The organism is Tunturibacter gelidoferens (assembly GCF_040358255.1).
Classification (GTDB): Bacteria; Acidobacteriota; Terriglobia; order Terriglobales; family Acidobacteriaceae; genus Edaphobacter; species Edaphobacter gelidiferens.
This window is the reverse complement of the sequence record NZ_CP132938.1, coordinates 4,848,906-4,868,000: the sequence shown is the minus strand read 5'-3', so window position 1 is coordinate 4,868,000 and position 19,095 is coordinate 4,848,906. Positions and strand designations below refer to the sequence as shown.

The 19,095-nt window shown below is 56.3% G+C and carries 17 protein-coding genes and 2 pseudogenes; 7 read left to right on the top strand and 12 right to left on the bottom strand.

Translation table 11 applies throughout. From position 1 onward, the window contains the following. The first annotated feature begins 18 nt into the window (after positions 1-18). The 7 genes and pseudogenes from RBB81_RS21040 (at position 19) to RBB81_RS21010 (ending at position 8,194) form a co-directional block, all read left to right on the top strand. Complete coding sequence (locus tag RBB81_RS21040) at positions 19-810, top strand: ISL3 family transposase (RefSeq protein WP_353071993.1); 792 nt, start codon at positions 19-21, stop codon at positions 808-810. After that, positions 741-911, top strand: a pseudogene (locus tag RBB81_RS21035) (hypothetical protein); the annotation flags it as partial. The gene RBB81_RS21040 and the pseudogene RBB81_RS21035, both read left to right, overlap by 70 nt. A 144-nt stretch (positions 912-1,055) precedes the next feature. After that, entirely contained in the window at positions 1,056-1,361 is a 306-nt protein-coding gene (locus RBB81_RS21030; RefSeq protein WP_353073975.1) for a hypothetical protein, read from the top strand. A 33-nt stretch (positions 1,362-1,394) separates the two neighbouring features. After that, positions 1,395-1,559 (top strand): annotated as a pseudogene (locus RBB81_RS21025) (transposase); the annotation flags it as partial. A 652-nt stretch (positions 1,560-2,211) separates the two neighbouring features. Further along, positions 2,212-7,251 (top strand): RHS repeat-associated core domain-containing protein, encoded by a 5,040-nt coding sequence (locus RBB81_RS21020; protein ID WP_353071992.1) that lies wholly within the window; start codon positions 2,212-2,214, stop codon positions 7,249-7,251. Between the two features lie 11 nt (positions 7,252-7,262). Continuing rightward, positions 7,263-7,853 (top strand): carboxypeptidase regulatory-like domain-containing protein, encoded by a 591-nt coding sequence (locus tag RBB81_RS21015; protein ID WP_353071991.1) that lies wholly within the window; start codon positions 7,263-7,265, stop codon positions 7,851-7,853. Further along, positions 7,850-8,194, top strand: a complete 345-nt coding sequence (locus tag RBB81_RS21010; protein WP_353071990.1) for an RHS repeat-associated core domain-containing protein — start codon at positions 7,850-7,852, stop codon at positions 8,192-8,194. Before RBB81_RS21015 ends, RBB81_RS21010 begins: the two co-directional genes overlap by 4 nt. A 197-nt stretch (positions 8,195-8,391) precedes the next feature. Here RBB81_RS21010 and RBB81_RS21005 read toward each other — a convergent pair whose 3' ends face one another. The 12 genes from RBB81_RS21005 to RBB81_RS20950 form a co-directional block, all read right to left on the bottom strand. Next, the gene (locus RBB81_RS21005) at positions 8,392-9,408 is read right to left on the bottom strand and encodes a CpaF family protein (RefSeq protein WP_353071989.1); all 1,017 of its coding nucleotides are present in this window, start codon (positions 9,406-9,408) and stop codon (positions 8,392-8,394) included. Continuing rightward, positions 9,405-11,441 carry a type IV secretory system conjugative DNA transfer family protein gene (locus RBB81_RS21000; protein ID WP_353071988.1) on the bottom strand — a complete coding sequence of 679 codons (2,037 nt, stop codon included), beginning with the start codon at positions 11,439-11,441 and terminating at the stop codon, positions 9,405-9,407. Before RBB81_RS21000 ends, RBB81_RS21005 begins: the two co-directional genes overlap by 4 nt. 14 nt (positions 11,442-11,455) lie before the next feature. Continuing rightward, positions 11,456-11,758: a hypothetical protein gene (locus RBB81_RS20995; RefSeq protein ID WP_353071987.1), complete on the bottom strand. Its 303-nt coding sequence runs from the start codon at positions 11,756-11,758 to the stop codon at positions 11,456-11,458. 270 nt (positions 11,759-12,028) lie between these two features. Then, positions 12,029-13,075, bottom strand: coding sequence for a hypothetical protein (locus RBB81_RS20990; protein WP_353071986.1), 1,047 nt, complete (start codon positions 13,073-13,075; stop codon positions 12,029-12,031). 2 nt (positions 13,076-13,077) lie between these two features. Continuing rightward, a complete protein-coding gene (locus RBB81_RS20985; RefSeq protein ID WP_353071985.1) occupies positions 13,078-14,118 on the bottom strand; it encodes a hypothetical protein in 1,041 nt (346 codons plus the stop codon). Beyond that, positions 14,115-14,408, bottom strand: coding sequence for a hypothetical protein (locus tag RBB81_RS20980; RefSeq protein ID WP_353071984.1), 294 nt, complete (start codon positions 14,406-14,408; stop codon positions 14,115-14,117). The genes RBB81_RS20985 and RBB81_RS20980 overlap by 4 nt, the downstream gene beginning before the upstream one ends. 2 nt (positions 14,409-14,410) lie before the next feature. Beyond that, positions 14,411-14,719 carry a hypothetical protein gene (locus RBB81_RS20975; RefSeq protein WP_353071983.1) on the bottom strand — a complete coding sequence of 103 codons (309 nt, stop codon included), beginning with the start codon at positions 14,717-14,719 and terminating at the stop codon, positions 14,411-14,413. 87 nt (positions 14,720-14,806) lie between these two features. After that, positions 14,807-15,202 (bottom strand): hypothetical protein, encoded by a 396-nt coding sequence (locus RBB81_RS20970; protein WP_353071982.1) that lies wholly within the window; start codon positions 15,200-15,202, stop codon positions 14,807-14,809. Positions 15,203-15,233: 31 nt separating this feature from the next. Then, positions 15,234-15,641, bottom strand: coding sequence for a single-stranded DNA-binding protein (locus RBB81_RS20965; RefSeq protein ID WP_353071981.1), 408 nt, complete (start codon positions 15,639-15,641; stop codon positions 15,234-15,236). A 571-nt stretch (positions 15,642-16,212) separates the two neighbouring features. Next, the gene (gene dcm / locus RBB81_RS20960; RefSeq protein WP_353071980.1) at positions 16,213-18,018 is read right to left on the bottom strand and encodes a DNA cytosine methyltransferase; all 1,806 of its coding nucleotides are present in this window, start codon (positions 18,016-18,018) and stop codon (positions 16,213-16,215) included. Further along, the gene (locus tag RBB81_RS20955; protein WP_353071979.1) at positions 18,015-18,296 is read right to left on the bottom strand and encodes a hypothetical protein; all 282 of its coding nucleotides are present in this window, start codon (positions 18,294-18,296) and stop codon (positions 18,015-18,017) included. The genes dcm and RBB81_RS20955 overlap by 4 nt, the downstream gene beginning before the upstream one ends. A gap of 114 nt (positions 18,297-18,410) precedes the next feature. Then, the gene (locus tag RBB81_RS20950; protein WP_353071978.1) at positions 18,411-19,094 is read right to left on the bottom strand and encodes a VirB8/TrbF family protein; all 684 of its coding nucleotides are present in this window, start codon (positions 19,092-19,094) and stop codon (positions 18,411-18,413) included. Position 19,095 lies beyond the last annotated feature (1 nt).

Sequence of the window (19,095 nt, the reverse complement as noted above, 5' to 3'; positions counted from 1 at the left end):
AGTGCGGAGGTGAAGCTGATGTGCCTTCGTCAGAAGGCCGGAGCCGTCCAGATAGAGCTCAGTGCAACTCGCTCTTCGTCCCAATGCCCAAGCTGCGGGCGTCTTTCATCCCGAGTGCACAGTCGATATTGGCGCACGATCGCAGACCTGCCCTGGGAGGGCATTCCTGTAAGCATCCTGCTCCTGGCCCGCAAGTTCTTCTGCGTGGAAGAGCGATGTTCGCGCCGCATCCTCACAGAACAGCTGCCAGGAACGGTGGCACGCTATGCGCGGCGAAGCTGCCGCTCAAGTGAAGCTCTCAGCTCGGTAACGCTGGCGTCCGGCGGGCGAGCTGGCGCCCGGCGGGCCCGCAAACTGGGCTTGCTGGTGAGCGGATCGACAATGCTCCGGGCGCTTCGCAAGCGATCGCTGCCATCTGCATTCTCTGCACCGCGAGTCCTTGGGATCGATGAGTGGGCATGGAAGAAGGGCCACCGATATGGAACCATCCTTTGTGATCTGGACCAGCGTCGAGTCATCGATCTGCTACCGAACCGTAGTACGGAGACGGTAGCAGCATGGCTGCGCCAGCATCCGAGTGTGCAAGTGGTCAGCCGGGACCGGGCAAGTTCATTTGCAGATGCCATCGCGAAGGGCGCGCCTAAAGCATTGCAGGTCGCTGATCGTTGGCATCTCTTGAACAATCTGCTCGAGACTCTGGTGAGGTCTCTCGAGCGTCATCGCCACTCGATGAATGAGGTGTGCAAGCAAATGATTCGCAAAATCTGCGGCTCCGCCTCTTGCGGAAGAACTTGGAGCCCCCTACATTAGCCTCGCGACGAACACTGCAGAAGCGCGAGCACCGCCTCGCGATCTATCAAGAGCTCATACGCCTGCTCGACGCCGGCACTAACCGGTCCGAAGCTTCACGACAGCTGGGTGTGGGTTTGCGCACGGTACAGCGCTGGCTTGCCTGTGGCATCTTCCCATCGCGAAAGAATCGCGTGTTCCCTAGCATCCTTGATGCGTATGGTCCACATCTTGAGAAGCGTTACGGAGAAGGCTGCCGGAATATTATGCTGCTTTGGCAAGAACTCAGAGAACGAGGCTTCGAAGGTCACTCCTCAACGGTTCGTGCGTGGTTGCGGCAACGCTTCGGATCTCTCAAAAAAGCAAAGACAAATCCGCTTGCGAAGAGATCGATTCTTATCGGGCATCAACGCATCGCATGGCTGATGCTGAAAGCAAACCCGATAGGGAATCGCTATTTGAAAGCGCTCTACCGTGCCTCTCCGGAGATTGCTTCGCTCGCACACGTTGCTAGAGGTCTGTTCGAGATCATCCGCAAACGGAATGCTGCAGCGTGGCCGACTTGGCTCTAGGCTGCGGAAAGCTCCCCGTATGCACCCTTTGCGCGCCACCTCCGGCGGGACAAGGATGCTGTCGCCGCAGCGCTGCAGTTGCCCTGGAGCAATGGGATGGTGGAAGGGCAGATCCACCGTCTGAAGTTGATCAAGCGGCAGATGTATGGCCGCGCCAGCTTCGACCTGCTCAGGCTGCGCGTCCTTCACTCGGCCTGACTTCCGCGTCTGCCAACGCATTCGCGACCGCACCCACCCTCCTCACCAAAAGTGAGCCAGAGCCCAAATAACTCTGACACCCAGCGCCACTTAAAGTTGAAAGCCACAGTCCAGATGCTGCCCTATATACCCTTGGCGTAACCGCCGCCGGTGTTGTTAAATAATGGGTTCCTCAACTCAGGAACGATCCGATTTTGAGATTGGGACCATGCTGATCCTAATTCTTTCCAGGTTCACGTGCGCCAAGTCCAGGTTTTCAAACAAGCAATCCGCAGCCATCTTATTTCTTAAGTGAAGGTGCGCGGTTGGTTCCGGCCCCACGCGCCGGAGATCCGCGACGATTCTAAATAGTTGTTGACGGCATTTCGATAATTCAATATTGTTCCCTCCACAACAAGCCTTGAGTTTTCCTCGTAACCTTTGCAGAGCCTGGCTACTCCCTTTCTCTCAGCAAGCAATTCCAAGTCTGTGTCGCGTCTGTGAACGTTCTTGCCGAATTTGGAGATGGTCTATGCCTTGGCCTTTGCCCAGCGCTCATGAGCGCCTTAATCGTTCCCTGTTTCAGAAACCTTGCCCCGCCTCCTGCGTGGCGGACGAGCCTCTACCCACAGTTACGGCATACATCAGGTATTCCCATGCGTGGATGGGCATCTTGGCCTATTTTCTTCTTGTCGCCTCTTCGCGGGGCCAAGTGATCGATCCAGTCACGGCACAAAAAGAGCCAATCCCAGAAGCGGGACACAACTATATTGGGATCGGCGCCGAGACTGTCAACCCTGCGGACGGCTCAGTTTCTTTCAATCTCCCAATTACTCCGGCTCCCGGTCGCCAGCTCTCGCTTCCGTTCTCGATTCGCTTCAATTCTTCGGCGCCGTTCTACGTCACTAATAATCAAGTTAGTCAATATTTCAAATGGACTACTCCAACAGTCAACAAAATGCCGACCTCCTTCGATTTGAATGGCTGGTCCTATGCGCTTCCGATCTATCAAGCCCAAGCATATGTGTCTAGTGTTTCTCCTTCTCCTTCAGGTACCAACTATTGCTGGAGCACGGAGAACTACACTTTTCTCGACTTTGACGGACGCCTTCTGCCCCTCGGCGTACAGAACAATTGGCCTTGGGTCGACAACCCTACTCCAGGTGCATGTCCACAGACTACCTATCCTTCGGGAGGCGCCGGAGCGTATGGCACAAGTGTAAGCTTAGGAACGCCTCCGGCGGGGACCGTAGGCGTCCAGCCTCCGTTAGCTGTGACAGATCGATCCGGCACGGTTTATCAGTTTCCTACGGGGCCCGGGATCAATACCAGTCCGACGGTTGTCGCGGGAGGGATAACGCCGTTTGGCGCATTAGCCCAAACGATCACCGACCGGAACGGCAATCAGATTTCGCTTAACGGAACTAGCGTTTATCTTTCTGGAAGTATCCTTGCATCCGGGAGCTATAAGGATACGGCTGGTCGAACCGCTGTCTCTTGGAGTGGACTCGGGAACACCGCTGGCGATCAGATTACGATTTCAGGATTGACAAACAATGTGAGTGTGAAGTGGACCACTACCAACGTAACGCTTCCGCAAACAATAGAGTCTACCTATGGATCCAGCTGCGGGTTCCTGGCTGGAGCTGCGAGCTTGCCGACGCAAGTCGTAAGTGAGATAGACCTGCCCAATGGGCAAAAATATAGCTTCACTTATGGGGGCACCTGGGGACTACTCAGCAAGATAACCTATCCAGATGGGGGATACGTTCGTTATGTATGGGGCACCAACTCATCCTCAAATGCCACCTTACAAACGTGGACCGGGCAACCTTCTGGGAGTTGCTCCGCTATTTTTGATAGCGCAGCGATCACCGATCGATATGTCAGCTACGATGGATCTTCTGAGAGCTTGCACCAGAATTTTTCGTCCTACTCCACCACATGGCAAATACTTAATGGCTTCACGCCAACCTGGACTGCAAAAAATACTACTGTTTCGACCTATGAACTGGTACGAAGTCAGTGGGCACTTTCTGGTGTAACGAATTATTCTTACGTCAACAATGGCGACGGTAGCTTCGGAGATGGGCTTCCGGTGGAAAGCAGCATATCGTACTTGGATGGGAGCAACCACCCTCTGAAGACGGTCAACAAAAGCTGGCTTGATCCATACGTGATGATTGGGGAGCAAACGATTCTGAACAACGGCCAGGGCATGACAACTCTCCGCTGCCCGGATCAATTCGATAATATAGCGGCTGTTTACGAATACAACTTCCAGAGTGCAGGTGCAAAGCCAGCAGATCCTGCCTGCGCAGGGCTCGGGAATGTGACCCTCAGCAATGGTCTGAATACCGCAGCGATTGGTCCGCTTATGCGGCAGACCAAGATTGCGTATCATAACTTTTTCTCTTCGGGGACCCACATTTTAGATGAGCCCGATAGTGTGACCATGTCCGATGGTTCCGGCAATCAGGTCAAGCAGACTACTTATCTCTATGACAAGGGAACTGTCGCGGCTTCAGGTGCGAAAACTGGTCTGGCGAGCGCGCCTGGGTTGAGAGGGAATGCAACGTCGGTTTCTCAATGGCTCAACACAAACAACTCTGTATTAAGCACCACATACACATATTTTGACACCGGACAAATCAACACCGTCACCGACCCTTGCGGAAACAGTGCATGTACGGACCTAACTGGAACAACCCACACGACTACTTACGGTTATACAGACAGCCCGGCTGGGGGAAACGCGGCAGGAAACTCGAGTGCTTATCTGACACTGATCACCGACCCCTTGGGTCACAGCAGCTCTTTCTCGTACAGTTACGTGACAGGCGAACTTGCAAGTACGACGGACCCGAACGGGCAAACCACCTCATACACCTATGCCGATCCACTGAATCGCCTAACGAGGGTGAACTACCCTGATCTTGGAGTGGCCACCACTACTTACAACGATTCCGTTCCAAGTGTGACCTCCTCACGTCTCCTTAGCACTTCCGGTCCTTCGGAAACTAGCGTTACCGTTATGGATGGCATGCGCCGTGTTGTTCAATCTCAACTTACCTCGGACCCGTCAGGAACCGACTATGTAGACACCTTGTATGATGGTCTCAGTAACGTCTCTTCTTTATCGAATCCTTATCGGCACAAAACGGATTCAACTTACGGCACCACCGGCTATACCTACGATGCATTAGGTAGAAAGACATTACAAACACAAGCGGATGGAAGCACTCTAAGCTGGTCTTATTCCGGAAGCGCAACGACTGCCACAGATGAGGTTGGCAATCAGTGGAAGCGAACCATGGACGCTATCGGTAGACTAACTCAGGTCTTGGAACCATCTGCGACGAGCCCAATTCCTACTCTGGAGACAGACTACACTTATGATGTTCTCAATAACCTAACCAATGTCAATCAAATAGGCGCGAGCGGAGAATTGCCACGGACGCGCAGCTTTACATCCGATTCACTCTCTCGGCTAATATGTGCGTCCAATCCGGAAAACAGCTATGCGCCGTGCCCAGCGTCCGCTACCACTCCGCTACCCGCAGGAGTGGAGAGCTACAGCTACGACGCAAACGGCAATTTAGGATCTAAAACGGACGCACGCGCTATCGGAACCATCTACAGCTATGACGGCTTGAACCGGCTAATTTCGAAGACGCCCTCGAACAAAACTGGCGCATCTTTCTTCTACAACTACGACGAGAAGACAGTTTCGTGGGGAACGTTTAGCCTGACAAATACGATTGGCCGTCTCAGTTCGGCTTGGTCCCAGTATGCGGGTATCTATTCGCGCTACAGCTATGCTTATGATGCGATGGGCCGTCAGCTTACAAGGTATTTTCAGCTACCCGCCTCTTCTGGATCTGCAGTAAATACATCAACGGGAAACAATGCCCAACTCTATGACCTTGCGGGCAATGTAACGTTTATCAATAATGGAGGAGGAATCTATATCTCCATGACCCGCGACGACGCAGGGCACGTAACGGCGGCAAGCTCGAACAAGAGTACAACCTCTGCATTGGGAACCGTCTATTCGCACCAAATCTTTGCGAACGCTACCTATAGCCCATTTGGCACGCTGGCCACCCGATTATTAGGAAATGGCTTGACCGAGAACAGGACATATGACAATCGAGGCAGGTTGCTGTCCAACAGTCAATTTCAGGCAGCGTCTTCGATCGGCTACAGCGTTGCGGCGACCTATTACCCAAACGGAAACGTGCACACATCGAACGACAGCATTAATGGAAACTGGAGCTACACCTACGACTTCCTCAATCGGCTTACTGGCGCAACCTCTGCAGCTGGCCTAATCCTTGGCTGGACCTATGATTCGTTCGGCAATCGATGGGCTCAGACTGCTTCGGGAACAGGCTCCGCTCCGCAGCCCAGCTTCACCTATTCGAAAAACAACAACCATGCCGACGCAAGCGGAGGCTTTGCCTACGACAACGCGGGGAATATCACCAAGGACAACTTGGGCCAAACTTACGCGTATTATCCCGATGATAGTCTCGCTACCGCCAATGCTCTGGCTGGAACTGCAAAATATAGGTACGATTCAGAAGGTCAACTTGTGTTTGAAAGTGGGCCGAACGGGGCACAAGTTTTCCTGCACGACCAAAACGGTCAGACGCTGATCAATAACAACCTGACGACAGGCTATGTGGTCCAGAGCGCTTCCATCGATGGAGAAAAGATCGGGTCTTGGCAGCCGAATCAGTTCTTTTGGTCTGGAGCGGACTGGTTGGATACCAAACGATACGAGAGCGCCGGACAGGGAGATATCTCGTCGCAGGCTGTGCCAATTAGTCCCGCCTCATACACCTCGCTACCCTTTGGCGACGCGCTTAGCTCCATCGGGAACGATCCAACCCACTTTACCGGCAAAGAACGAGACACAGAATCAGGACTCGACTACTTCGGGGCCAGGTACTACGCCTCGGATATGGGACGGTTCATGTCGCCGGACTGGGCGGCCAAGGCGGAGCCCGTACCGTACAGCAAACTTGACGATCCTCAGACGCTGAATCTGTACAGCTATGTGCGAAACAATCCGCTTAGTGGTGTTGATCCAGATGGACACTACTTTGTTGTGAGTGCTGCGATGCAGCAGCAGGTTCAGCAGTACATTTCGACACTGCTCCGCACGCCACAAGGCGCGGCAACAGTCAATGCAATAGCGTCTAGCAACCTTCCTGTTTCTTTTGGGCTTGGGACACTGCCTGCGGTCAGCAATGGGAATGGGACGATGAGCATAACTGCCGGTACAACAGTTCCAGTTCCCGGAAGCACTCCCGGAGCCATCGGGGGCGCAAGTGTGACGTTGGACAATGCAAATATTTCGACGATTGCCAACGCAACCGGGAAGAGCGATTTCCAGACTGGATTAACTGCCTTCACTCATGAAGATCAGCATGTAACAGACATCCTTGGGGCCAAGACTTTCCAAGGGGCTGCCGCTGCGGGAGCTGCTGGTGATGCGCCAAGCGCGCCAGGCGCGAACAACACGACCGGAGGAACAGCCGAAGGCCGTGCGCAGCAGATAGTAGGAGCATTAGGAGCCGCAGGTCAGAGCTTCCAGCCGAACGCTCAATATGATGGTGCCGCTGCCAACATCTTGAAGCAGGGAGCAACTCAACAAGCAGCGCAGCAGAAAACGGCCTGCACAGGAGGTTCATGCCCACAATGAGAGTAAGATTTTTGTTTTTGTTTCTCTTCGCCAACTTCTCTTCTCTGCTCTGCGCCAACGCGGCACCGCTTCATGTTGTCGTGGTTGACCAAACAGGCGCGGGATTTCCCGACGTTCTGGTGATAGTAAAGCCGCTGGAGGGTGGCGGAGAGGTTTTTAGGGCGCTTTCAGATAAAAATGGAACAATCCCGGCGCGCGATCTTCCCTCTGGTCCATACCAGCTTATCGCGACATGTCCGTACGGCTTGTGCCAAACCACAGTTCGCGAGCTCATGGTCAAGAGTGAGTCATTCGATTTGAAGCTTCCGCTGGCCGTGATGCCGACTAGCGGAAATACCGTGACGATAGGTCACATAAAGCATCGTGATGTCGAGGTACAAGACCGGGCAGGAAAACCAATTCCTGCTGTAGCTGTGCTCGTTCGAGATGCGACCGCCCAGCACGAAAGGTGGTACAAGACCGGGGCCAACGGTTTGACGACCATCGACGTCCCCCCCGGAGTGGAAATGACGGTTGTAGCGGTGGGGCATGGAAATTTAGTCAGTAGCACCGTAAAGACGGACGACGATAACGACAAGATTCTCTTGCAGCTTCAGCTATGACAGAGACCGGTTCATCTACGACTACGGCTAGCATTTGTACACTTGCATACAAGTTTACCGGCAAAGAACGAGATGCTGAATCAGGGCTGGACTACTTCGGTGCCAGATACTACAGCTCCAGTACCGGTAGGTTCATGTCGCCCGATTGGAGCGCGCAAGAAGAGCCGGTCCCGTATGCGAAGCTGGGCAATCCGCAAACGCTCAACCTGTACGGTTATATGCAGAACAATCCTCTTGGGGGAGTCGATCAGCATGGGCATTGGGAAATTGCTCGGTGTGGGATCATGTCGCCGGAGCTGTGGGAGGAGTCCTCGATGTCGTTCCCCAAACAATCAATCTAATCAATAGTGTCGGCAACGCGGTCTTGTCCCTAACTTCTACGTCATATCGCATTCCGATGATGGATGAGATTCAGCCGGACGCACATGCGAGTGCCGGCGGTGTGGCTACAGGTACAGCGGCCCAACTACTCGTCCCCATTGGCGATATGCAAAAGTGTCGTTGAGACGTGGCTAGTCCATCCAACGGGCACATGCGTTTATGATCCGCTCTTAGGCTCTTCCTGACGAAACTTGCATACTAAGTCGAACTTGCTGCTAACTGACCTCGATTTGCATTTAGGTGGTTCCGCACACGTCTGTCCTGTTCCACAGGAGTCAGAGACCGTTCGGATTTCTGTAATCCGCCGCCATCCATCCTGGTTCATTACATGCGTGACCAGATCGATGGATCTTCTACATTCGTCCTCAACCTCGTGGAGCGGAACCCCAGCCGAACCGCGCATTGCGAGCTGTGCCAAACGCCGTAGAGCATCATTGGCGCCGTTGGCGTGGATGGTGGACAGCGATCCGCGATGTCCGGTGTTCAAAGCGTCGAGGAAGACGCGCGCCTCCGGACCGCGAATCTCGCCCACGATGATGCGGTCCGGACGATGGCGCAGCGTGGCTTTTAGCAAGTCACTGAATCCAATCTGACTCTTGTGCGTATCAAGCTGAGCTTCCGCGGAGACGACGTGTTGCTTCCTTATATATAGTTCAGCAACGTCCTCAAGGACAAGGATGCGATCCGAATCGGGAATGAAACTTGCAACGACGTTTGTGAGAGTTGTTTTGCCGGCACCCGTACCCCCGGAGATCAGGAGATTGTCGCCGCGGCGGACCGCGTTGGAGAGTTGTTGTGCCTGCTCGGCAGTGACCATCCTGCGCTCGATCAGATCATTCATCGTGAAATTACGCGAAGTAAATTTGCGGATGGTCATCATGGGTTGGGGATTGACCACGGGTGGAATGAGTGCCGCCATGCGGCTCCCATCCGGCAGGCGCAGATTCATGATGGGCGAGTCGGCATCGAGCTTCTTGCCAAAGCGGTTTGCGATCACTTCAAGGCCCGTCAGTAATGCTCCATCCTCAAATCGGACGCCGGGCTGCAACTCGATATGACCCTTCTCTTCCATCCAGACAGAACCATCAGGATTCACCATGATCTCGGAGACAGTCTTGCTGGCGAGGAGATGTTCAATTGGTTTAAGAAACGGAATAATGACTTCAAAGCTCATGCGAGTATTCTCCTGGGATCAAAATCAATCAGTTCCTGATCGAACCAACTCATGGTGGCAGGTAGGAAGTCAGGTTTGAGATAGCAGTACGTTGGCGGTAGAGGGCTGATACCGTCAAAGGCGACTACCACGGACTGCGCATTTTTGAGGTCGAAGAATACCTTCTCTTCGAACAGCGGTTCCTTATGTTTCTGGTATGACTTCGAGGCAGAGACAGAGCCCTTGCTGGATGATGTCCGGCCACTCAACCAACTGACATTGGCATTGGTGGAGGACTCGGAGACGGTGTAGCTGATCCGTGTGCGATCTGCCTTCCCGCACAGCTCGGAGGCATAACGCGCCGTCTCCGGGTCGGTCGTCGTCAGGAACACCTTGTTGCGGAGCGCTTGTAGCAGCGTCTTGACACCTTCGTTGGGCAGTGCGTCCTTGAGACTGGAGATACTCTGGGTGGCGACGATGGGGATGCACTTCGGTTGCCGGGAGATGGAGAGGAAGCGTTCGTCGCCGGTGGGATTGTCGCCGCCGACCGTAGCGAAGTTCTGGTACTCATCGCAGATGAAGACGGTTGGACGAAAGTGTTTCTGCGGTTCCGCATCCATCTTTGGGATACGCAACATCACGGCACGTTGATAGTCGATTTTCATCATTGTGCCGAGGGTCTTGGCAAGCGCCGGGTTCAGAGCCACAGGAAAGTTCAGGCCAACCACCGCGCCCGATTCGATCAATTCGTCGAATGAGGACAGGATGATGCCGTTTGGATCAGAAGCGCATGGCTTGCCATCATAGAGTTCCTTCGGCGGACAAAAGACACGGCGAACATCGGGATCAGTCTCGAAGAGCGAAAGGAAGACGACGATGCCCTGGATGATGGAGGTCTTGACCTCAGAGCGAAAGAACTTCCAGTGCTCCCAATACCAATACTGGATACTGTCAAAACGGTCGCGCTGCTCCGGTCGATGCGGTTTGCGCGTGAAGACCTCGAAGGGTGCGGATGTCTCCTGTATCAGCAGATTCTCCAGCGCCTCGGTCCACGGGATCAGGTGAAGACCTGCATCTTCGTTCCACTTGAAGCCAAGCGGAGATAGCTGCACCTCATGTTCGCGGTACGTTTCCTTACTGATGCCAATATAGCTCGTGGTGCTGAAGCGCGAACCAACTTCGGTCAGCATCTCTTCGAGTCTGCCCGCGCTGATGACGGTGCGAAACAGATCGACCATCGTGAGGTATCCGTCGCGGATGCGATAGAGGAGAATCACGTACCGCATAAGGTCTGTGTAGGACTGCTGCCAGAAGGGTTCCTTGCCTCTGCCCCAGATCGAGGTGATGATCGAAGCAATGTTAAACGCCTGTGCGTAAGCGTCGAGCGAGTTGTTCAGGGGGTTATAGCGGACGTTGCCATTGAGCGAGACTTCGACATAATCCTGTTCCCGCCCGCACCATTTAAGGATGCGGTGAAGCTGCCGGCAAAGATCGCCCTTGACCTCCAGAACAATGCCGGAGAGCCTTCGCGCCGGATCGTCGGCCCGATATGCGAATAACTGTCGCATCGCCGGAAGAATTAGCCCATAGGTCTTGCCGCTCCCGATGGAGCCGAACGAGGCGATGCCGGTATAAAGGCCGCGCTCGGGAATCGAGAGCCAGTGTGGAGCCGGGCTGGGCTTCGGAACGAGCTGACGGTGTACCTCGCCAAGGACCAGGGAAAGCTCAGCCCGGGTATGCGGATCAGAATACGGAGGCAGCGTGCCAGCGGTCAGTCCCAACTCTGTTCTGTAGAGATGCACATACAGCAACGAGAAGCTCATGGAGCAGGCGATGAACGGAGTCGAGTACAGAAACAGGTTGTAGCTCCTGACCACCGCCTGAAAGACCAGAGGCCGCTCCAACTCGATCAATCGCAGAAATGGGTTAGCTGTGTTGATGGGGAACATGCTGCCGAGGACGATGCCGCAAGCCGCGCTCAATCCCAGCGACAGCAGGAAACGGTACTCGACCATAGGCCGGACGATATTTTGAAGTGAAGCTCTGAAACGCATGGTTCGATACCTCGCTAAGTGCGGGCTGCGGTACTCGATACCGCCATGTCCGGTTGTGCAGCAGGTTCTGATACGGATTTGATGGGTGTTAGTGCTGGCTTTGTAGGAGCGGCCGTGGCGGAACTGATCTTGTGTCTCTGGAACTCCTCTTCCTGAGTCAGCGCGAAGCGGAGTAGTTCATTGATGACGTAGTTGGTTTCGTTATTCGACCACTCGGCCAATAGCTCGATGTCATCAGCTACAGTCTGATCGATGGAGGATTGCAGCTTCGCGCGCCGAATCCTGCTGACGCCGTGCTCCAGTTTCAGCTTGCTCATGGAGTTTCTCCTATGGATGAGTTTGCGATCGTTGGTGAATCTTGCCCCGGATGCTCTGAGGATCAGCGAACCATGCTGAGCTGATCCGGTTAGTACCCAGCGCGAATCAGTGAAATATCTGCGTTAGATATTTCCTGGATACGTGGTGTGCCGGGGGTGGGAGCGACCAGCGCGGCGTCAGTCGACGCGGCAGCCCGGAGGGCGGGGTCGCTCCCACCCCCGGCACATACCCCTCCCTGACACTACCTATCTGCGGAACTAGTTGGAATCTCATGGCTTATCCTCGGCAGAAGGGGTCTCGTCACGGGTCTGGTATGGGGTGTCGTCACCCTCGTGGGAGCGAACTCCGGGCCGCGCGACATCGACTGGATAGCGGTAAGGCAGGACCACGGTGGAGAAGTTCACCCGCATCGAGGTCTGGAGAAATCTCTGACGAATCTTCTCCACCGTGGTGCTGCCGATCTTCCATGCCGAGTAGAGAGCCTGGTGCTCCAGTGACGTATACATAGCTTCGCCCTCCCGCAGAGTCTTGAGATCGCTGGACAGAACTCCGCGTCCACCGACTTCGGACTGCTGCCTGACTTCGAGGAACTGGACGAAGTGGTCGACGCCGAGGGGTGTCGTCGGCGTGACACCGCGCAGGCAGTCGGCAGGTAAAAAACGATGGAAGGTAGCCTTCGCTCTCGAAGAGTTACTCTCAGTGTCGGCAACAAAGATGAGATTGAACTCACCAAGAGCTGCGAATAGGGGCTGGTACTGTGCGAGGAAACGCTCGAACCGTGAGGAGGTCGCCTGGCCTCCGTCGAAGAAGGTGAAGCTAGGAACGCCGGAGTTCGAGACCAGGATGGGGAACCCATCGGGAAAGTACATCAGCCTCCCGGCGTAACTTCTGGGTAGTAGCTCCGAACGAACGCCACACTGCGTCGTGAAGAAATCGACCTTGCCGGCCTCATCCGTGAGCAAGTTCACGCGCACGTAGGCGAGGACGAAGTCCAGCACCATGAGACGCGACTTAATATAAGAGTCGCCCTTAATGCGGCGGTGCTGGGAGTGGGGCCGTTCGAGCGCCCTATAGATCGACTTCGAGGTCAGGTGGTAGATGTGCCAACCCTGACCGCACTCGATCACATGAAAATGGCGGTGTCGGTCGGCCTTCTTGAGAAATCGGGAGAAGAGCGTACCTCCGTCGCGCCCCGCGAATCGGCAATACTGGCGGCGAAGGAAGTAGCCGGAGTGTACCGCGACCAGATAGAGGAACGAAGCCTCCCGCTCGATGTATCCGATGGCTTCGAGAGAAGAGATTGGATCGTAGTCCATAGTCAGAGCTCCAGAATGTCTCGCATCATGTGGTGGTCGTCCTCGATCTTCGAAGAAATCGTGGAGAAGTCGGACGAAGATGCATAGTTGCGGAAACCTGCCTGCGCCTTCGCGCGCAGGTGTCCGGCGTGATAGGCGGCGGTGAGGACCTCGATGTCCTCATGACCAGTTAGGGTCCGGTCGTCTAAGTTATGATCCACTCCGCTGGGCTGATCGAATTCGATTCGCGCATCCGGGATCTGAATCTTGCCATCGACGAAGGGCAGATCCAAACGCAGTGCTACCTCCTCTTTGATCTCGGCCATGTCGCGTTTGGGATCGGCTTTGCGCTCGGCGTAGATCGCCTTCTGAACCTGGGACTTGATCTCGAAATCGAGCTTTACGCGGAGATTGGTGCCACCTTTCTTCTCGATCTTCTCCGACTCTTTCCGGTAGGCGCGGTAGATCTGGGAGTCATGCTCGATCTCGCGGGGCTTCACAAGTCCGGTATAGACTCTCTGGTCATTCGGTAGGTCGCCTTGCTTCAGCAGGAGGCGACGGCCGTCTTTGGTAAGGGTGACGACCTCGGTGCGTTCAATCGTGCGCCGCCGTCCATCGCGGCGCAGATTGACGAATCGGGTTTCAATCAAGCCCTTGTCGCGGAGATACTTCAGATCATTCTCGAGAGGCCGGGCTTTGCCCTGGTATAGCGTCTCGCGGAGGTCCGATGTGCGGACGACGCGAAAGCGTCCAGCCTCTCGTAGAAGCTGCTTTTCTTCAGGGCGGAGCTCCAGTCCCACAATGCTCCCGCCTGTCCGTGCCGGACGCCGAGGATCGGCGGAGGGCGCAGGACGGCGGCGATCATGCGGAAGCTCAGACGCAGACTCGTCATGGGGGTGCTTCGCCCGTGGAGGGGAGCGGCGAGCGTCCGTGCCAGGCTCCCCCAGAGACCGCAGGCGATGGAGGATGGGATTGTCCGGTAGTTTGCGCGTTGCGGAGTGTTCCGGAACTGCACCGCCGTTCTCACGGCGGTGAGGGAGTTCCTGGGGAATATCGATTTTCATTCAGCCTCCCCGCCATCCCCCGGCTCCGCAGGAGCAAGCGAAAACTGAATCGAGGTCTGCGTGTTCGAGGGCTTGCCCGAGGACTTCTTCGGACGGCTCTGGGCGGCCGAGGCAGAGACTGTTTCGGCCGAAACTGAAGCGGTCCTCGGTCCCTGTCCGACGACACGGCGCACGTCGTAGTCGGACAGACAGGTAAAGCGGTTCATCTCTTTTTCTGCGGCTTCGCGCAGCTTGCGAATCCTCGCCACAAGGTCGGGGGTGCGTTCCATATATTGGTCTTCGCTCTGCATGATTACTGTTCCTCCTCTTCTCCGCCGAAGCGGGAAAGGATTTCTTCGGACAGTTCGCTTTGACCGGTATGAATCTCCTGATCGAGATGCCTGAGCTTCCGGCCTGTGTCGCGCAGGAAGAACTTGCGCTCGATCCAGACGGTGAGGCCGAGGAGGTTGGTGAAGAGCAGAGCGCAGTAAAGCGCGATGCTCTGAAGATGGTTGTGGAGGATGAAGCCGCGCCACGGAGTGAGGAAGCGAAGCTCATTGCTCAACCAGAAGCCAAGCGTGAGAAAGATCAGTGTGGCGACGAAGGCGGCGTTGGCGATCATCAATATCCTTTCCGTGCGAACTGCGCGGCAATGTAAGAAGAAAAGCGGAGAGGCAATAGCCTCTCCGCGAAAGAGAGCGAGACCGCGTTAGTCGTTCTCGCCCGTATCGACGACCATTGGTGGACGCTCCAGCCTGCGCACTTGAAGCGCCCTGACCTCGCATCTAAATCGTTCCGCCGTAAAGCGCTCGCCTTCCACGACGACTGGCCGCTCATAGTCGTAGACATAGAGTTCACCTTCTACTTCGACATATTCCCCGCGCTTCATTCCACGAGTGAAGCCGCAGAAGTAGGGTCCCGGACAGACGATCCTGTGACAGGTGGTGCGTGGAATCCACTCGCTATAAGCGATATTCCAGGTACCGGACATCGTTGCGAGAAACAGGACTGCGAAAGCGTCGTCCGTGACTCCATCCGAAGGGGGAGACGCAGAATCCTTTACTAGGAAACCGCGCAATTTGACGGTGTTTTCGAAGAGTGTCATGGCTGGACCTCCCGAGGAAGGACAACGCGGCCTAAGCCGCGTCGCCCTCCGTGATGGTCTCGGAATCGAGATTCTCCCCTGAGGAAGGCTTCGCCAGTTTCTTCACGCTGCTGGCGCGTACCTCCCAATCGCGAATCTTGATCTTCGTCTTCTTCTTGTCCTTGACGATCTCGACCTCGCGCTCGGAGCTGCGCAACTCGCCTTCGATCTCGACGTAGTCACCCTTCTTCAGGTACTTTGCGTAGTCGGAGGGCTTGCCGAAGACAACGATACGGGGCCACTCGGTACGGTTCACCCACTGGTCTGTCTGCTTGTCCTTGTAGCCGGACTTGACGGCGACCGAGAAGACCGCGAAGGTCTGCTGCTGTTTGGTTGCGTAGCTCTCGGCGTCCTTGCCGACGTAGCCCTTCAGTTTGACGTTGTTTTCGTAGAGTGCCATTGTGTTTCTCCTTGTTTGTATTTGCCCGGATTGCCCTCGGGACACTCTTGCGCGAAGCGACGCGAGGTGCCCCGCTCCCAAGTGCCAAGCGGCGCTTTTACGGAAGGTTCGGGAAATCTTTTTGCGTTCGTTGCACAAAGATTTTCTGAAAGCCGTAACCCGTAGGGCGGCATAGCGGAAGCAGAGACGCGCCGTGCCGCAGGGCGCGGGTAAAGCACTGAAGCGAGTGACCGAGGGTGAGCAGGGAAAATACAGGAGAGATGGCGCGCTATGGAAATACCCGTCCGAAGGACTCGATGGCGTTCAGGATGACGGTGCAACCGGACAGTGATAGAACCAATTGGACTCGACTGCCACAGATCCGGCTCCAAAAGCAGAGGGTGGGTTAACCGCGCCGTCCGCTCTCGATCGTCCTCCGTACCCTTCCATGCAGAGAACCTGTCTGCGGGCGACGGAGTGTGAGGCGAGAGGGGTCGGTCGAGTTCAGGGGCGGCAAAGGCAAGAAGAGGGGCTGCTTCTCTCCGCGCCTGGGAGGTACGCGCCAGTGTCGTCTGAGTGAGGGCCTGCCGACTCATCGGACGCTCCCGTTGCCGTGTCGATCACGGAGGATTGCATCGACGGCTGCGATGCGCTCGCCAATCCGGCGCATGACTGGAACCGCCATCGAATTGCCGGGCGCTTTGTAGCGGGGGCCATCGGCCGCCAGCTTGCCGCGATACTCGACCAGCGTGTAATCATCGGGGAATTCTTGCAACCGTTCGCACTCGCGCGGTGTCAGCCGCCGCACGGCCAACTGAGGGGTCATCACCCCGTCGGACCTCCCTCCCTCGCCGCCACGTTGAGGGGTCCCCGCTATATCGGTCGAGGCAGTGAGTTCTCCAGCCCATGCGACAGGCTGTTCCTGCAGCACGGCGGTCGTCGAGCTGTTCTCGACGCTTCCGGGCGCGCGGGTGCGCAGACTTCCAGCAATATCGGTGGACGATGCCGCACTTGCCGCTCGATCACTGCCATGAAGCGTGAAGGCAAGAGTTGGAGCGTTTCGTCCGGTGGCGTTTGAGTTCGTTCCCAGCGGGTGCATGACATCGCCGCTAAGGACGTCCCCTTCCTGGTTCTGTGTGAAGGCGATCGCTATCTGGCCACCACCATTGGCATGGCTCCGGTCATGTCCCATTCCGCGCAGTGTCGGTGCGACTTTATCCGCGTCGGCACCATAGTCTTTCGCGGAGAAGGCGACGTAGGATTGCCGTTTAGCGCCTGGTTGCGCTACGAGTGCTCCGACTGTCATTCCGTCTCCGCCATGCAATCGCACTTCGTTGCGGCTGTTCTGCGCAAAGGCGATAGTCTGAGCGCCTCCGCTCTCCAATGTGTGAGCAACGTCACCGGAGAAGCCGCTGCCATTGGACTGCGTATGTGCAGTACAGATGGCGACCGGCACCATGGGCGTTCCACGCCCGGTGCCGTCCTCGCTCGCGTCGAAGCCATCGGCGGAGAGCGCGTGAGCGATCAGCGTCTCAGTCTCAAAATCCTGCCTGCCCATGCCGCCTGCGTTCAGGCAATGGGATATCTGGTCCGTTAACGAGAGGACGCCAGCCCCTAGTTGATTACGGACGAAACCATCCTTGCATCCCCCATCGATGGTGGGAGCGGTATCTGTGAGGCGACCGCCAGTAGGGCCGACCTCAACGCCTCCGGTAGGTCCTTGCCGCGCTTCTCGGCGCGGCGGAGGATTCCCCGACAGGCCGTGCCGCTCACGTAATACCGCTGCGGCAGCTCGCCAGTCTCCAAGATGTCCGACAACGAAGACGCGACGCCGTCGCTGGGGTACTCCGAAATGCTGAGCGTCCAGAACTCGGTAGGCGATCCCATACCCGAGTTCGACCAGCATCCCGAGGAAGGCTCCAAACGTCCGTCCGTCGTCGATCGACAGGATGCCGGGGAGGTTCTCCCACACCAGCCATAAGGGCCTGAGTTTGCCAGCAAGTCGAGCAAACTCGATGGTGAGGTTGCCACGCGGATCATCCAGTCCGACTCGCTTACCGGCGACGGAGAAAGACTGGCAAGGTGTTCCTCCGGCCAGAAGGTCGATTGCTCCAACATCGTCTGCTCCTATGCGAGTGAAGTCGCCGGCATTGATGACCGCGCCATCGGCAGGCAGAGCAACGATGTTGCGAATGGCCGCCGCACGCTGCTTCGTCTCCTTGCGCGTTGGCGCGTCATGTGGACTTGGCATGTGCATGGGCCGCGACGCGCGATAGCGCGAGCGCAGCAGCCATGCACAGAAGGGATCGATCTCGGCAAACATCGCGGGCTGCCAACCTAGCGGCTGCCAAGCGACTGATACCGCTTCGATCCCCGAACAGACAGAGAGATATCTCAAGCGACACTCCGTGCTTTCTGTCCGGGCCTGCGGCGGCAGAGCATCTGAAGCGATGCGAGAATGTGCTCCATCGTAGTGTTGCGGCCATAGAGCACCACGTCGGCGTAGCGGACAGGTGCGAGGTCGCCGGCACGATCCACCAACAGAAGTGGCATATGCGCGGCGCATTCCAGGATGCGATGAATTAGCCGTCCGGTAAGGTCTCCCTGCCGGGCGTGAATGAGTATGCCGCAGGCGAAGGCCGGACTTCGATCGGCGGCCACCAGGGAGGCTTCCACGCTCCTCAATAGCGATGACCTGATACGGATGCAGGCGCAGAGTAAATGCCGTCGCAGAAAGCAACTCACGATCGGCACAGTGGAGGAGTATGGTCATTTTGGGTCGCATGACTGTTAGCTCCCGAACGCCTGATCCTCATGGACATAGCTGACAACCAGCCCGAGAGGATTCGTGAGCAGCATCTGATTGGGAACCTCGTCGCGGAAGCCGTAGACGACGATTGCGGTCCAGCGTTCGCGCTTCTGTTCCTCCTGATCGCCCGGTGAGCGTAAGACCTTCTCGAACTCGATATGGGCGCGATAGGGCGCCTGCCGCAGGTCCTCAAGGACCACGGACTTAATCTCGACATCGACATTCAACGCACTGGGGTCGAGCAGGAAGGTTTCAAGGGTCTTCGACTTGGTGACGCGCAGGAGCGTAGCCCCTTGCAAGTCATTCGAGAAGAAGTTCAGCGATTCGGCAAAGTCACGCTGCAGCGTGGCGTGACTGCGTCCGTAGTAAAGCTCCGCCCAGCGGGCGAGGTAATACTTGCTCACCCGCTCGACCGGCACCTTCGAGAAGTCGGCATAGTTTGATACCTCTCCTCGACCTGCTTCCGAGACCGAAATGACGAGCGGCTTCAGCCGCAAGGCAGCGGTCTCAGCTTGATAGAGGAGCGCAAGGCAGCCGAGCGTGACAACTGAGAGCACTAGCAGTGCGACTTTCAGATAGGTGTTGGTGACGATAGGCTCGGCGTACAGCTCCAGAAACTTCTGTCCGGCATCGGTGATTGGCAGAGGCTTGTTCGTATCTGTCATA

What these genes read in the sequence shown, in the direction of transcription:
- RBB81_RS21040 (WP_353071993.1), top strand. Translation starts at nt 19, where the DNA reads ATGTGCCTTCGTCAGAAGGCCGGAGCCGTCCAGATAGAGCTCAGTGCA.
- RBB81_RS21030 (WP_353073975.1), top strand. Translation starts at nt 1,056, where the DNA reads ATGCTGCTTTGGCAAGAACTCAGAGAACGAGGCTTCGAAGGTCACTCC.
- RBB81_RS21010 (WP_353071990.1), top strand. Translation starts at nt 7,850, where the DNA reads ATGACAGAGACCGGTTCATCTACGACTACGGCTAGCATTTGTACACTT.
- RBB81_RS21005 (WP_353071989.1), bottom strand. Translation starts at nt 9,408, where the DNA reads ATGAGCTTTGAAGTCATTATTCCGTTTCTTAAACCAATTGAACATCTC.
- RBB81_RS21000 (WP_353071988.1), bottom strand. Translation starts at nt 11,441, where the DNA reads ATGCGTTTCAGAGCTTCACTTCAAAATATCGTCCGGCCTATGGTCGAG.
- RBB81_RS20995 (WP_353071987.1), bottom strand. Translation starts at nt 11,758, where the DNA reads ATGAGCAAGCTGAAACTGGAGCACGGCGTCAGCAGGATTCGGCGCGCG.
- RBB81_RS20990 (WP_353071986.1), bottom strand. Translation starts at nt 13,075, where the DNA reads ATGGACTACGATCCAATCTCTTCTCTCGAAGCCATCGGATACATCGAG.
- RBB81_RS20985 (WP_353071985.1), bottom strand. Translation starts at nt 14,118, where the DNA reads ATGAAAATCGATATTCCCCAGGAACTCCCTCACCGCCGTGAGAACGGC.
- RBB81_RS20980 (WP_353071984.1), bottom strand. Translation starts at nt 14,408, where the DNA reads ATGCAGAGCGAAGACCAATATATGGAACGCACCCCCGACCTTGTGGCG.
- RBB81_RS20975 (WP_353071983.1), bottom strand. Translation starts at nt 14,719, where the DNA reads ATGATCGCCAACGCCGCCTTCGTCGCCACACTGATCTTTCTCACGCTT.
- RBB81_RS20970 (WP_353071982.1), bottom strand. Translation starts at nt 15,202, where the DNA reads ATGACACTCTTCGAAAACACCGTCAAATTGCGCGGTTTCCTAGTAAAG.
- RBB81_RS20965 (WP_353071981.1), bottom strand. Translation starts at nt 15,641, where the DNA reads ATGGCACTCTACGAAAACAACGTCAAACTGAAGGGCTACGTCGGCAAG.
- RBB81_RS20950 (WP_353071978.1), bottom strand. Translation starts at nt 19,094, where the DNA reads ATGACAGATACGAACAAGCCTCTGCCAATCACCGATGCCGGACAGAAG.